Origin of the sequence: Tenacibaculum sp. 190524A02b, assembly GCF_964036645.1 — a bacterium.
Classification (GTDB): Bacteria; Bacteroidota; Bacteroidia; order Flavobacteriales; family Flavobacteriaceae; genus Polaribacter; species Polaribacter vairaonense.
In genome coordinates this window covers 2,533,974-2,547,096 of record NZ_OZ038525.1, presented here as the reverse complement: position 1 = coordinate 2,547,096, position 13,123 = coordinate 2,533,974, and the positions used below count along the sequence as shown (strand labels likewise).

The following is a 13,123-nucleotide window of genomic DNA, read 5'->3' as shown; positions in this document are numbered from 1 at the left end:
TAAATAACAAGGAACTTAAACATTGTAGATATGTTAGAAAACAATCAAGAAAATTTAGAACAATCAACCAAAGAAGAAATTGTAACTGCAAATGATACTGATAAGGCGGTAAATGATGTAGAGAAAGAGTTAGCTCAAGATGCAGAAAAAGCAGAAGAGAAAAATGAAATCCCTATGCTTGATTACGATGCAATGGATTTACAAAAGTTGGTTGATGAATTAAGTAAATTATTAAAGAAATATCCTGCTCAACAGTTAAAAAATAACGTAGATGCTATAAAAGTTTCATTTAATGGAAAGTTTGGGAAGCTATTAGCAGATAAAAAAGAAGCATTTTTGGCCGAAGGAGGTAACTCTATAGATTTTCAGTTTTCTAGCCCTGTAAAAACAGAATACAATAAATTACTTGGAGAGTATAAAAAGAAAAGAGATGTTTATTACTCTCAATTAGAAAAGCAATTAAAAGACAATCTTGAAAAACGCAATAACATTATTGAAGAATTGAAGTCTTTAATAGAAAGCGCGGATATGAAGACGATGTATAACGATTTTCAAGAACTTCAAAATAGATGGAAGGCAATAGGAGCAGTTCCTAAAACTAAGTATAATGATACTTGGCGTACCTATCATCATCATGTAGAACGTTTTTATGACCTTCTACATTTAAATAAAGATTTTAGAGAGTTAGACTTTAAGCATAATTTAGAAGAAAAATTACGTTTAATAGAAAGAGCAGAAGCTTTAAATAATGTTGAAGATATAAATCAAGCTTTTAAAGAACTGCAAGAGCTTCACCGTTTATGGAAAGAAGAAATAGGACCTGTAGGTAAAGAATATAGAGAAGACGTTTGGAAACGATTTAGTGAAGCAACAAAAAAAATTCACGATAAGCGCCATCAACATTTTAAAGAGCTAAAGTCAAAGTATCAAGATATGATTGACGAAAAACTTAAAGTTGTAGCAGAAATTAATGCGTATGATACTTCCAATAACAAAACACATAATGATTGGCAAAAAAGTATTGTAGACATTGAAGCTTTACGAAAAAAATATTTTGATGTAGGTAAGCTTCCGTACAATAAGAGTGAAGCTATATGGCAACAATTTAAAGCGGCTACAAAGAAGTTTAATTCTGCTAAAAATCTGTTTTACAAGCAAGAAAAAAGCGTTCAGAGTGATAACTTAAAAAAGAAGATGGAGTTAGTAGAGGTTGCTGAGAGCTTAAAAGAAAGTGATGATTGGGAAGCAACTACTAATACGATGAAACGTATTCAATCTGATTGGAAAAAAATTGGACATGTGCCAAGAAAATATTCAGATGAAATATGGAAACGTTTTAAAGATGCTTGTAATCATTATTTTGATAGGTTACATGCTCATAAAAATGAGTTGAATAAAGAGCAGCTAGCGGTTGTTGAAGGTAAAAAGGAATTCATAGAGGCTATAAAAGCTAAAGAAGGTTTAACACTTGAAGATGTTCAAGAAGCTATAACTAAGTGGAAACAATTAGGAGCTCTGCCAAGAAATGCACGCCATTTAAATGAAAAATTTAACAAAGCAATTGATGCTCATTTGAATAAACTAAATATGGGAAGAGCTGATATTGAAATGATGAAGTTTAAAAATGTTGTTGATGGTTATTTAGCTCAAGAGGATTTCAGAAAGTTAGATAGTGAACAGTTATTCATTAGAAGAAAAATAGATGAAAATGTTCGTGAAATGCAACAATTAGAAAATAATTTAAGTTTTATATCTAACGCTACAGAAGATAATCCATTAGTTAAAAGTGTTCGTAAAGGAATTCAAGGATTTAAAGATGAATTAGACATCTGGCAAATGAAGCTAGATTATCTAAAAAGATTAGATTATTAAATGAGAGTAAGTAAGAAAAAAAAGAGTTAACTTTAAAGTTAACTCTTTTTTTTCTTACTGGCCTTGGCTTTAGGATTAAAATCTAAAGCTAACTGGAGCCAATAATAAAGATCTTCATCAAGATCAATAGCTTCATCAGATAAGAAAACAAAACCTTTAGCAGAACGGCCTGTAAAATCCATTTTATTACATCCTTTTTTAGTTAATGATATTTCATAGATGTCAGGATCAATACGAGCCATTACTTCATTTTTAAGAATACCAACACACATTTTATTATCAACCATAAAACATAAACCACCAAACATTTTCTTTTCTATAAAAGATACATTCTTACTCTTAAAAAAGTTAGAGATTCGTTCTGATAAAAATAAGTCGTAAGCCATGGTTAATGTTTATTGGGAGGGTAGTTAGAAAATATTTTGTTTATAACGGAACGATAATAGTTTAATCTTTTATATGGAGTAGTTTGTTCATTTATTCTATGCTCAGATATTCCTTGCCAAAATAAGTCATCCGTATTAGCTTTTACAAAATCTATGGTTAGTGTTTGTATAATTCTTCTATTATCTATAGGTATTCCTCCAGATATTCCAAAACCAACATTTCCGCCACCACCAATTCCAACTCCAATAGTACTTCTATTAACATCTTCAGTTTGTTTTGAAAAAAAGTTTATATAAAAATCTGGGTTTTCAGAAAGTCCCATACCTTTTAATCTAAGTTCGTCAGCAATTACTGTACGAATCCTTTTTATATCAAATTCATTTAAGCCTTCACCTACATCATCAAAAAAACCAAACGTTTGTTGTTTAGAAAAATTAGTTTTATTGTCATAATCATAAGTAACTCTTGAAGAGGAGCAACCAGCTGTGATAATTAAAATTAAGAAAAGTGCTATTTTTTTCATGATAAAGTTTACGTGTTGATATCAAAAACTATACCTATTATACTCTGTAAAAACAGAAAACCTCGAAAAATTTTCGAGGTTTTGAAAAAGTGTTAACTATTTGAATTATTGAACAGCTTTCAAGGCATCAATATTTCCATAACCAAATTCAGAATGTTTATTTGGGTAGAAATCTGCTGACTCTCTCATTTTTTGTAATACTTGTTCTCTAGACCAACTTGGGTGTTTGGCCCAAACTAAAGCAGCTATACCTGCTGTTGCAGCAGTTGCAGCAGATGATCCACCTACATAATTAGCTTTACCGTTATAATAGCTTAAAGCAGGTATTTTGTTGCTAGTACCATTAGTTCTTTCCATTTGTAAGGTGAAATCAATTTTAGAACCTGAATGGCAAACATCACAGGTTTCATATTTACCTTCTTTTACTCCAGTAACAGCAACTGTTTCATTCATACTAGCTGGGAAAATAACACCAAACCATGTAGTAAAACTAGTAGAAGTACCACCAGCAGCTAAAATCATTTTACCTTTACCGTAAGTATATTTGATGGCATCTTTCACTCTGTTTATAGTAAAAGGTGAACCTAGTGACATAGAAATGATTTTTACATCACTTCTATTGGCTAATGCTTTTAATGCTTTAGCGACACCTTTTTCTTCATGATAACCATTTATAACAACATCTTCAACAGATCTATAGGATACTAAATTAGAATTATAAGCTACACCAACAGGTAGATTATCATTATTTCTTGGAGCAGTTGCAATGGCAGCCATATTAGTTCCGTGTCCACATTTATCATCAACACCATCATAGTCATCAGACCAAGGCCAAATAGAGTCTACAAAATTACCATACTTTTGAACGGTTCTACCAGAAGAAAAACCATCATTAAAGTATTGATTCATCCATTTTTGATCTGGTGATAAACCAGAGTCAATAACGGCAATGGTGATACCAGTACCTGTACTGTGGCTCCATGCTTGTGAAATATTGTGAGCATCAAAAGCCCATGGAACTCTGGCGCCTGGAGTAACAGTTCTATAATCATTACCGTTTAATACATGTTGTCTATATCCACATCCAGATGAACTACGTGCTTGAGTATTTTGTCCAGTTTCAACAAAAGAATAGTCACTAGGCTCTATATACCTTACTCTTGGATGCTTTAATAAAGCAGAAACAGTCTCTTTGTTTTCTATTTTTAGGTCAATAATATTCAGTTCTTCATCTGAATAAAGTTCATGGGTACCTTTTGTGGATTTTTTTTCTAATTTATTAACTAGTTCTAAAAGAGAATTTTTTATAGATACTGATTTGTTACTTCTTGCAAAATCATCTTTTGAGTTTCCATAACCAATGGTTAATATATTATTTCCATGTTTTAAAGCACTCCAAATAGTGTGAGGGTTTTGATCATTCCAATAAAAATCACCGTTATTCTGTATAGATTCTTTTATAAGGTTGTTGATTTCAGTTTTGGTTAGAACTTCTTTTTGTTCTTGTGTAGTTACTTCTTGTAAGGGCTCGTTGTTAGTACAGGAAAACATTGTAACAATGATTCCTAAACTTAATAGTTTTTTTCTCATTATAATGAAGGGTTAGTATTATTTGTAGCGAATATATTAAAAATGCAGTATAAATAATATATGTTTTTTAAAAAACACCCTTTTGTTTTATCAAATTGTTAGGTGTTTTTTTTGGTGGGTTTTTCTTTTGGTTTGATTTATAGTTTGTTATAAGTTTTTTAGTTTGGATAAAAAAATACGGTTAAAACTATTTTAACCGTATTTTAATGATTTTATAAATAATAAAGAAATAAATTATCTATTTATCAATTATTACTCTAGATGGTGTATCTTTTCCATTAATAATACTTTCTGTACCTAAAGCAATAGCTTTAACTGTTTCAGTAATATTAGAAATATTAAGAGTTTCAGCTTCATCAGATACTTTATGGTAATGAACATCAACATCTATAGGTCCAGTTGAAAATGTATGAGCAGGAATACCAAGTTTAGCAAGAGAAGCATTATCAGACCTAAAAAAAAGTTTGTATTTAGGAAAAGGGTCAGGATATAATTTATAATTAGTTCCTTTTAAATTCTTTTGAATTATTTTACCAAAATTTGATCTTTCAAATCCAGTTAACCATGCTGTTTTGGGACCATAACTAGATTGTTTACCTATCATTTCTATATTAATTCCAGCAATAAACTTAGCCGGATTTACTTTTTTGCCAAAAAACGTAGAGCCAATTAAACCCATTTCTTCAGCTGTAAAAGCAATAAATAAAATAGTTCTTTCTGTACCTTTTTTAGCGTAATACTCTGCCAGGCTTAATACAGCGGCAACCCCAGACGCATCATCGTCAGCTCCGTTAAAAATACGATCACCTTCCCCATCTTTTTTCATTCCAAGGTGATCATAATGAGCAGATACTACCACATATTCATCTTTTTTACTTTTCCCTTCTAATACGCCTATTAGGTTGAACATTTTTAATTGGTTGTGTTCAAAGTTTTGACGATATTCTTTTAAGTTTTCAAATGTTGTTAAACCTATTCTTTTGAATTCGCTCTCAATATATTGAGCAGCTTTTTCTATTCCTTTACTTCCAGCTTTCCTTCCCTCCATATCATCAGAAGCTAGCGTGTATAAATGTTTTTTTACAGTTAAAGAGTCAATAGAAATATTAATTTCCTTTTTAGGTATGGTAACAATTTTTTTCGTAGTTTTTTCGTTTACATTTTTAGCTTGCTTACAAGAAAAAAGTAGAACAAAAATTGCAAGCAAAGAAGCTGTTTTTGGATTCATGTTAAATTGATTTTAAAGTCTAAAGATAGCTAATTTAATTTCTTACTTTTGCACCTAAATAATACATCATGCATTTATCAAACGTTCCCAAGATAAAACACACAGATTCAAATAATTTTTTTCTTTTAGCGGGGCCTTGCGCCATTGAAGGAGAAGATATGGCATTGCGGATTGCTGAAGAAGTAGTGTCTATAACAAATGAATTAAAGATACCTTATGTTTTCAAAGGAAGCTTTAAGAAGGCTAATAGAAGTAGGTTAGATAGTTTTACTGGAATAGGAGATGAAAAGGCACTAAAGATATTACGTAAAGTTTCTGAGACATTTGATGTGCCTGTAGTAACAGATATTCATGAGGTTTCTGATGCAGAAAAGGCTGCTGAATATGTAGATATTTTACAAATACCTGCTTTTTTAGTTCGTCAAACTGATTTAGTAGTAGCTGCTGCTAAAACTGGTAAAATAGTTAATTTGAAAAAAGGGCAATTTATGAGCCCTGAAGCAATGAAACATGCTGTAACAAAAGTGCATGAGTCTGGAAATGAAAATGCGTGGATAACTGATAGAGGAACGATGTTTGGTTATCAAGACATGATTGTTGATTTTAGAGGTATACCTACAATGAGAGCTTTTGCGCCTACTGTTTTAGATGTAACACATTCTTTGCAACAACCAAATCAGTCTAGTGGAGTAACTGGAGGAAGACCAGAAATGATTGAAACAATTGCTAGAGCAGGTGTTGTAAATAATATTGACGGTTTGTTTATGGAAACGCATTTTGACCCTTCATCTGCAAAAAGTGATGGAGCTAATATGCTAGATTTAAAATTTTTAAGTAAATTGTTGGCAAATTTAGTAGCAATTAGAAAAACAATTGTAAATTTATAGGCACAGTTTTTGATTAATCATTAAAGTTGTTAATAAAAATTCCCCTTATTAATATGAAGCGACTTTTCCCCCTTATAGTATTAATCTGCTTTAATGCGTATGCACAAAAGTACCAAGCAATTGATACAAAAGTAAAGGAATACCCTAGCGAAGTAACCGCAAAAGAACTAGCGAAGAAAGTTAAAAAAGACTTTTCTTCAAAAGAGAATCAAGTACGAGCTACCTTTTATTGGGTAGCAAACAATATTAAGTATAACCTATCGGAATACTATAATCCAAGTAGAAAGAGAATTGGATTTAGTTATACAGATGAAGCTGATAAGTTAAGGAAATTGCAAGCTATTAAAGATAGTATTGTAGAGCAAACCTTAACAACTAGACAAGCTGTTTGTGAAGGGTATGCCCAAACTTTATCTAAAATTTTTACTTTATTACAGTTAGAGAATTATGTGGTTAAAGGGTATGTTAGAAATTCTATTAGAGACATAAATAATGAGCCATTAATGCCTAATCATGCTTGGAATGTAGTAAAAGTAAATGAAGAGTGGATGGTTTTAGATGCTACTTGGGCTGCAGGTTCAGTTATAAACGGCAGATGGCAAGTAAGTTTTGAGGATTATTACTTTAATATTCCTAGAAGAAATTATTTAAAAACTCATTATCCAGCAGAAAAAAAATGGATGCTAGGTCAAAAACTATCTAAGAAAAGTTTTTACAGTCAACCAATATTTACACCTGAGTTTTTAAAAACAGATTTAGAGTTAATAAACCCATTAAAAGGAGCTATTAAATTTAAAAAAGGCAAAACAATTACATTAGAAGTCAAAAATTTACTTTCTTATCAAACAGTATTATGTGGTTTAAGTGGGTATAGATTTGCTAAACAACCAAATTTAGTTTATAAAAATGGTATAGGTTATATAAAAATTACACCAACTAAAGATTGTGATAAATTATCATTAGTTGTAGATGGAGAAATTTATATAAAATATAAGTTAATCTAAAAACCAAAAGAAGTAATTAACTATTTATCTTTCTATTTAAAACAGTATATAACTGAATAAAATTATTGTAATTGTTGTTTTATTTTATAAGCTTCAATTAATATATATATAAGTACTTCGTTGTTAATTTGCTCTGGAGTATAATAGCGTATAGATTTTACTACTTTTCTCTTTTCACTAATTAAAAATTCATTGTATTTATCTAAATCAGTAGATAAGTAAAAAGCAACATCCACATAGCCTTTTTTACTTGCATTTAAATAACATAAAGGTTTGTTATCTAAATAATAAAAAGGAATTTTCCATTTAAACTTTAAAACGACGCTTGGAAATGCATTTTCAATTAAAACTTGTAAGTGTAATAATATGCTTTTTAAGGGTTCTGGTTTATTAAGAATGTAAATTTCTGCAGGTTTCATGTTTCATGAGTGTTATTACAATAGATAAATATAGTTTCAATGTATTTAATAACAGTTAATTATTGAATATATTGAATTGGAGTTACTATAAAATATTCAAAACCTTATTTCTAACTATAATTTTTAGCTAATTTTAAGCCACTTTAAACCGCCTAAAATTTATAAAAATGAAATCAAAACTTTATTCACTAGGAAAAGTCTTAACAAAGGCTGAACAACAACAAATTAATGGATCTAACGATGCTTGTTATAATAAATGTGCTGTAACTTGGATGCAGTGTCTTTGGAGAGGAACACCTCAAAGTTTTTGCTTTGAAAATAGAGATGTATGCTTTAAAGGTTGTGACAGTTAATTAAGTTAAAAAGATATTGCCTAATTTAATAGGCAATATCTTTAGATAATCTAATCTAAAATAATTCTGCTAGTAGTACTCTCAGAATTTGTAATAGTTTGAACAAAATAAGTTCCGCTAGGTAATGAAGATAGATCTAAATTGATCGTATTTTTATAAGAAAAAGATTGAGAAGGTAAAACTTCAATGTTCTTATCGTTAAAAAACTTAAAGTTGATATTTTCTTGTTTTGTATTGAATGTGAAAGTTATATTGCCATCTTTACTTGGAACTGGGTGAACATTAACAATTGTTTCGTCTAAACTATTTAAACTATCAGCTGTTCTTCTATTTCTTTGTTCAGCAACATAAAGAACATAATCTTCTGTTTCTCCAAACCAAGATTCTCCACATGATGTTAAACTTTTACCATGTATAGTACGTATACGTAGTCTAGTTTTTCCGGTTTTGGCATGATTTGGAACTGTAAAGAAGAAGGTAAATTGATTAGATGTACTTTGATTGTTTGTTAATATTCTTTCTTCTCCAGCATCATCAAAATCATCATCTTGATTCCAATCTACCCAAAGACCAACTTTTGTATCTTCCCATCTGTTATTCACTTTAATACTCATAACAGTAGCTTCGTTAAGGTTTGTATAAGGCCCTTTTTCTACTGTTGCATTAGGAAATTCATATAATTCATAGCCACTATTATATTGAGTATGATTCACTACACCAGCAAACTCTACAGCAGTAATGTATTGACCATTAGGTTTTTCATTACTACTAATACAAAATTCATCACTAGGCAGTTCTACGGTAATGTAGTCTTTAATAAAGATTTCATCTTCACCATATTGATTTTTTACAATTAATTTTACAGAAAATTTACCAGATTCAGGATAGGTAACAGAAGGGGTTTGTTCTATACTTGAGGAAGGAATCCCTCCTTCAAATTCCCAGTGCCATGAGGTAGGAGTATTAGCAGATATGTCTCTGTATTCTACCACATCTTTTCTGCTTTTTACATGGTAGATTGAAGCATCAAAACGAGCACTTGGCTTTAAAGGGTTATTTACAATTACTGTATAATCTTCAACATCTGTTAGTTTTTGCACATTGTTGTTACAAGGCGACAATGCTTCAGCATAACTATACCTAACTCGCATAGTGGTTCTACCAATTTTAGCGTCCACAGGAACTGAAATATTTGAGGATAATAAGCCTGTTCCTGTTTTATAAAAAGCACGTTCAGTGTCTTCAAAAATAAAGTTTTGATTCCAGTCTATCCATACTTGAACAACGTTATAACCCCAATGATTCCATTTGGTATTTACACCAATACCGTAGGACTCATTTGGGTAAACTGAAGCTTCTTTACTAGTAAAATTAGTATAACCATTAGTTCCATTTCCAGAAAGGTTTTCAATGCCAGCAAAAACTACATCAGTAATATAGTTTTCTTGTCTTTCAGAGATGACAGAACAATAATTACTAGCTGTTTGGGCTAAAATTTGTTTGGCAAATACAATTAAAATTAATAACATGAATTGTTTAGTTGTTTTCATGATCTTTTGATTTTTGTTTAAAATTTTTAAGGAATAATTCCTATGGGTTTAATAGGGTTATTGAATAAGAGCTAAAACAATACACATATAACCGAAAAATAATCTTTGATTTTAGCTTCTTATTTTCGATGTAAAAGTAGTTGGTAATTCAAAAAAAAATAATTGGATTGTATTAAAAAAATGTTTCTTTTTGAGATTGTTTAACGGGTTTTAAGTCAGGTGTTTAGGTTTTTGGTTGATAAGTAAAATTAACATTAATTTATTGTATACTTCTTTTAAGATTTTAAAAAAAGTTTAAATTTTATTTTAAGGGCTTGTTTTTTGAGGTTTGAGTTTTACCATCTATAGTTTATTTTGTTTTAGATGATTTATAGTTAAAGCTTGTTCAATTTTGTAGAAAATTAACAAGGAGTAAATAAAGAATAGTTTACGATTAAGAATTAATTACGTAAGGTTAAACGAATAGTTAACTTCTAATTTTTCGTAGAATATCTTCCAAACCGTTAAGTTTAAGTTCATATACCAAAGCCATCATTTTTCCTAATTTTCCATTAGGAAAACCTTTGTTTTTATACCATACTAAATAATACTCTGGAATATCAATTAAATACACATTCTTGTATTTACCAAATGGCATTTTCATATTAGCAGTGTCTATTAAAAACTGTTTGTTGTCTATCATTATTTATACTTATTGAGTACACCAAAATCCCAAAGGGTCCAATAGCTAGCTTTTAGTCCACTTTCTTTTAAAGCGCTATTTACCCATGTATTACAAGTTTTAATAGGGGAGTAGCTACCTTTTGCACTGTAGAAAGAATCATAAATACTGTAGTCTTTATGTGGTATAGGTATTTTCTTTCCTTCTAAGTTAATTTTAAACGTATTTTTAATGTAAGCATTTAGCTTATATAGTTCTCTGTCACTTAATTTCACAGGAATCCATTTAGGTTGCTTATTATAATAAGTAGTTAAGTGTATAGCAGTTTCTCCGTTTAAAAAAAGCGCTTTTAATCCGTTTGAAACTTTAAAATCATCCCAAGTAGGAGTGTTTAAGTAAAAATAAGCATTTCCCCAGCCAAACATGAAATAGTGGTGGTTTTTAGAATACGACAAATCTCTTAATAAAGTAGGATCTATATTTTCTTTAGGTAAAATAATACTTAAATGAATACCATTACTGCTTAAATAAACTGTTTTATTATCTGTGGGTTTATTAGAGTTTTTATTAACAGTAATAAAACTGACAAGAATAGATATACCTGTATAGAGTATAAGCATCATTAAAAAAAAGAAAAAGTATTTTAATATTTTTTTAATGATGCGCATTGATTATTTATTCTTTACCATCAACATAGTCTTGTAAATAAGCATAACGTTGGGTGAGTTGTTTGTTTTCTGTCATTTTTGATCTTGCTAAAATACCATCTTTATCGTTATTATAAAAAGCAGGAATAACATGTTGTAAAAACATATCACCAAAACCTTCACTAGCATCTTTAGGTAATTCACAAGGTAAATTGTCTACAGCCATTACCACAATAGCATCTTCTTGTTTATAATCTACTTCACTTTCTGTAGCAGCGTGGTATCCGTATATAGGATCAGCAATGGTAGAAGCTCTAAGAGTTGAAGCTACTGGACCATCTACATCACATGAAATATCAGCTACGTACTTAATATTAAAGTCAGTATGTTTAGCATCTTCTCTAGTATATAAATATGGAGCACCATCTCCATAAAAATGACCTGCTATAAAAAAGTCGGTTTCTTTAGCATAAGGCATAAAATTACTTTCATAACCTGATGGATCTTTATAAAAAGCAAATTTATCACCTACTTTACCATCAATCCTTTTTGCATATTCCATTACATCTACCATGCAGTAAACTGGTTCTGTAAATTTAGATGTTAAATATAGCGCATCACTCACTTGTTTAATTTGTAAATGATCTAATATTTCTTTAGCACCATAGGCTACTTTGCCTGTACCTGACAATAAAATTTTAAGGTTATTAGGAATGGTAATTTTATCTAACTCCTTTTTAACGGCATCTAAATCCGATAAGGTTTCTACTTTAGGCAAAGTAAAAATTCCCTCTCTTAATCCAATAGCTCTAAAACCATTGTAAGCACCTACTAAACCAGCATAGCGACCAAAACCTATTAAACGAGCACCATTTTCTTTAATAATAGTTTCATGGTCATACATTTCAATGTTTTTTTCTAACATCGTTTTTAACAACTTTCTATTATAAGGTTGCTTTTTAATGGTATGAGAAAAGAAAAAATATTTTTTATTTGGAATCAAATTATCTAAAGGAACTTCTTTTACACCTAACAATACATCACAATCACTAACATCATTGGTAACTGTAAAACCAGCATCTTCATATGCTTTGTCAGGAAATACTCTAATATCTGAACTCTCTACTATTATTTCAGCCTGTGGAAATTGCTTTTTAAGTTCTTGTAGTTTACTAGGAGAAAAAACAACTCTTCTATCTGGTGGGTTTTTACGTTCCTTGATAATCCCAAATTTCATACTATTTTGTATTAAAATTAAACAATTTGATTTTAATTGTTGTAAATTACAACTATTTGTTGCGAAAATACTTTTTTTTAAATGATTTTACAAGTAGTATTTTTTTATATTTGCATCCGCTTATTTTATATTGCTAGTAAAATAATTTTATACAGTTATCAATTTAGATGTATGTTAGATAATAAAAACAGATTTACTAGTATATTTGAAAGAAATAAGTAATTCTTTGACATATTTGGGGACGACTGGTTTTGACAGCAAGATTAGTGAAAACGTAAGCATACCGAGGAGTGAGATGATAACTCGTTAAACTTATTTCAACTTTATAAACGGCGAAAATAATTACGCTTTAGCTGCTTAATAATCTGAATTATAGTAAGATTCAAGCCTCGGCGCACAAGGTGCGCAAGCTTTATGTCCACGAAAAGCCTTGGTTTACGGCGTTTCATTTTTGGGCATCGTAAAAGTAAACATAGAAAGCTTAGTACTTCGATAGGTTTTTGAAATTAAAGAAGATAAGCTAAAAGTGGGTAGTTTTGAATCAGCTTTTAGCCGACAATTAAATCAAAACTAAGTATGTAGAAAGCCTTTGAACTACTTGTTTGGACCCGAGTTCGATTCTCGGCGTCTCCACAATTGACCTCTGTAGCCCCTGTGGTTACAGAGGTTTTTTTTTGAGGTGTAAGAATAGGTGTAAGTTAAATGCTTTAAAGGTTACATTCTCCTTCTCAATCTTTTTATGTTTAAAATGTTGAAAATTGAAAC

At 30.2% G+C, this 13,123-nt stretch carries 13 protein-coding genes and 1 other RNA gene; 5 read left to right on the top strand and 9 right to left on the bottom strand.

The window, feature by feature from the left end; genetic code table 11:
* The first annotated feature begins 30 nt into the window (after nucleotides 1-30).
* The gene (locus tag ABNT65_RS10370; protein ID WP_348745800.1) at nucleotides 31-1,872 is read left to right on the top strand and encodes a DUF349 domain-containing protein; all 1,842 of its coding nucleotides are present in this window, start codon (nucleotides 31-33) and stop codon (nucleotides 1,870-1,872) included.
* Between the two features lie 38 nt (nucleotides 1,873-1,910).
* On the opposite strand, the gene ABNT65_RS10365 is transcribed toward ABNT65_RS10370, so the two are convergent.
* The 4 genes from ABNT65_RS10365 to ABNT65_RS10350 all read right to left on the bottom strand — a co-directional run bounded on the left by ABNT65_RS10365 (nucleotide 1,911) and on the right by ABNT65_RS10350 (nucleotide 5,600).
* Entirely contained in the window at nucleotides 1,911-2,258 is a 348-nt protein-coding gene (locus ABNT65_RS10365) for a TfoX/Sxy family protein (protein ID WP_348745799.1), read from the bottom strand.
* A 2-nt stretch (nucleotides 2,259-2,260) separates the two neighbouring features.
* Nucleotides 2,261-2,782 carry a DUF4136 domain-containing protein gene (locus tag ABNT65_RS10360; RefSeq protein WP_348704152.1) on the bottom strand — a complete coding sequence of 174 codons (522 nt, stop codon included), beginning with the start codon at nucleotides 2,780-2,782 and terminating at the stop codon, nucleotides 2,261-2,263.
* A gap of 105 nt (nucleotides 2,783-2,887) precedes the next feature.
* Nucleotides 2,888-4,372, bottom strand: a complete 1,485-nt coding sequence (locus ABNT65_RS10355; protein WP_348737905.1) for a S8 family peptidase — start codon at nucleotides 4,370-4,372, stop codon at nucleotides 2,888-2,890.
* Between the two features lie 238 nt (nucleotides 4,373-4,610).
* Complete coding sequence (locus ABNT65_RS10350) at nucleotides 4,611-5,600, bottom strand: M20/M25/M40 family metallo-hydrolase (protein WP_348745798.1); 990 nt, start codon at nucleotides 5,598-5,600, stop codon at nucleotides 4,611-4,613.
* 68 nt (nucleotides 5,601-5,668) lie between these two features.
* Here ABNT65_RS10350 and kdsA point away from each other — a divergent pair, with 68 nt between their 5' ends.
* The gene (gene kdsA / locus ABNT65_RS10345) at nucleotides 5,669-6,487 is read left to right on the top strand and encodes a 3-deoxy-8-phosphooctulonate synthase (protein WP_348704155.1); all 819 of its coding nucleotides are present in this window, start codon (nucleotides 5,669-5,671) and stop codon (nucleotides 6,485-6,487) included.
* Between the two features lie 53 nt (nucleotides 6,488-6,540).
* A complete protein-coding gene (locus ABNT65_RS10340) occupies nucleotides 6,541-7,491 on the top strand; it encodes a transglutaminase domain-containing protein (protein WP_348704157.1) in 951 nt (316 codons plus the stop codon).
* A gap of 62 nt (nucleotides 7,492-7,553) precedes the next feature.
* On the opposite strand, the gene ABNT65_RS10335 is transcribed toward ABNT65_RS10340, so the two are convergent.
* Nucleotides 7,554-7,910: a DUF1801 domain-containing protein gene (locus ABNT65_RS10335; protein ID WP_348704158.1), complete on the bottom strand. Its 357-nt coding sequence runs from the start codon at nucleotides 7,908-7,910 to the stop codon at nucleotides 7,554-7,556.
* Nucleotides 7,911-8,077: 167 nt separating this feature from the next.
* Here ABNT65_RS10335 and ABNT65_RS10330 point away from each other — a divergent pair, with 167 nt between their 5' ends.
* Nucleotides 8,078-8,263 carry a hypothetical protein gene (locus ABNT65_RS10330; protein ID WP_348704159.1) on the top strand — a complete coding sequence of 62 codons (186 nt, stop codon included), beginning with the start codon at nucleotides 8,078-8,080 and terminating at the stop codon, nucleotides 8,261-8,263.
* Nucleotides 8,264-8,313: 50 nt separating this feature from the next.
* Here ABNT65_RS10330 and ABNT65_RS10325 read toward each other — a convergent pair whose 3' ends face one another.
* The 4 genes from ABNT65_RS10325 to ABNT65_RS10310 all read right to left on the bottom strand — a co-directional run bounded on the left by ABNT65_RS10325 (nucleotide 8,314) and on the right by ABNT65_RS10310 (nucleotide 12,358).
* On the bottom strand, nucleotides 8,314-9,813 hold the full coding sequence (locus ABNT65_RS10325; RefSeq protein ID WP_348745797.1) for a GEVED domain-containing protein: 1,500 nt from the start codon (nucleotides 9,811-9,813) through the stop codon (nucleotides 8,314-8,316).
* Between the two features lie 466 nt (nucleotides 9,814-10,279).
* Nucleotides 10,280-10,495 carry a DUF3820 family protein gene (locus ABNT65_RS10320; protein WP_348704161.1) on the bottom strand — a complete coding sequence of 72 codons (216 nt, stop codon included), beginning with the start codon at nucleotides 10,493-10,495 and terminating at the stop codon, nucleotides 10,280-10,282.
* A complete protein-coding gene (locus tag ABNT65_RS10315; protein ID WP_348704163.1) occupies nucleotides 10,495-11,097 on the bottom strand; it encodes a DUF2459 domain-containing protein in 603 nt (200 codons plus the stop codon). The genes ABNT65_RS10320 and ABNT65_RS10315 overlap by 1 nt, the downstream gene beginning before the upstream one ends.
* 52 nt (nucleotides 11,098-11,149) lie before the next feature.
* A complete protein-coding gene (locus ABNT65_RS10310) occupies nucleotides 11,150-12,358 on the bottom strand; it encodes an NAD(P)-dependent oxidoreductase (RefSeq protein ID WP_348745796.1) in 1,209 nt (402 codons plus the stop codon).
* A gap of 237 nt (nucleotides 12,359-12,595) precedes the next feature.
* Between ABNT65_RS10310 and ssrA the strand changes: the two genes are divergently transcribed.
* Nucleotides 12,596-12,994: a transfer-messenger RNA gene (ssrA, locus tag ABNT65_RS10305) on the top strand.
* Nucleotides 12,995-13,123 lie beyond the last annotated feature (129 nt).

What these genes read in the sequence shown, in the direction of transcription:
- ABNT65_RS10370 (WP_348745800.1), top strand. Translation starts at nt 31, where the DNA reads ATGTTAGAAAACAATCAAGAAAATTTAGAACAATCAACCAAAGAAGAA.
- ABNT65_RS10365 (WP_348745799.1), bottom strand. Translation starts at nt 2,258, where the DNA reads ATGGCTTACGACTTATTTTTATCAGAACGAATCTCTAACTTTTTTAAG.
- ABNT65_RS10360 (WP_348704152.1), bottom strand. Translation starts at nt 2,782, where the DNA reads ATGAAAAAAATAGCACTTTTCTTAATTTTAATTATCACAGCTGGTTGC.
- ABNT65_RS10355 (WP_348737905.1), bottom strand. Translation starts at nt 4,372, where the DNA reads ATGAGAAAAAAACTATTAAGTTTAGGAATCATTGTTACAATGTTTTCC.
- ABNT65_RS10350 (WP_348745798.1), bottom strand. Translation starts at nt 5,600, where the DNA reads ATGAATCCAAAAACAGCTTCTTTGCTTGCAATTTTTGTTCTACTTTTT.
- kdsA (WP_348704155.1), top strand. Translation starts at nt 5,669, where the DNA reads ATGCATTTATCAAACGTTCCCAAGATAAAACACACAGATTCAAATAAT.
- ABNT65_RS10340 (WP_348704157.1), top strand. Translation starts at nt 6,541, where the DNA reads ATGAAGCGACTTTTCCCCCTTATAGTATTAATCTGCTTTAATGCGTAT.
- ABNT65_RS10335 (WP_348704158.1), bottom strand. Translation starts at nt 7,910, where the DNA reads ATGAAACCTGCAGAAATTTACATTCTTAATAAACCAGAACCCTTAAAA.
- ABNT65_RS10330 (WP_348704159.1), top strand. Translation starts at nt 8,078, where the DNA reads ATGAAATCAAAACTTTATTCACTAGGAAAAGTCTTAACAAAGGCTGAA.
- ABNT65_RS10325 (WP_348745797.1), bottom strand. Translation starts at nt 9,813, where the DNA reads ATGAAAACAACTAAACAATTCATGTTATTAATTTTAATTGTATTTGCC.
- ABNT65_RS10320 (WP_348704161.1), bottom strand. Translation starts at nt 10,495, where the DNA reads ATGATAGACAACAAACAGTTTTTAATAGACACTGCTAATATGAAAATG.
- ABNT65_RS10315 (WP_348704163.1), bottom strand. Translation starts at nt 11,097, where the DNA reads ATGATGCTTATACTCTATACAGGTATATCTATTCTTGTCAGTTTTATT.
- ABNT65_RS10310 (WP_348745796.1), bottom strand. Translation starts at nt 12,358, where the DNA reads ATGAAATTTGGGATTATCAAGGAACGTAAAAACCCACCAGATAGAAGA.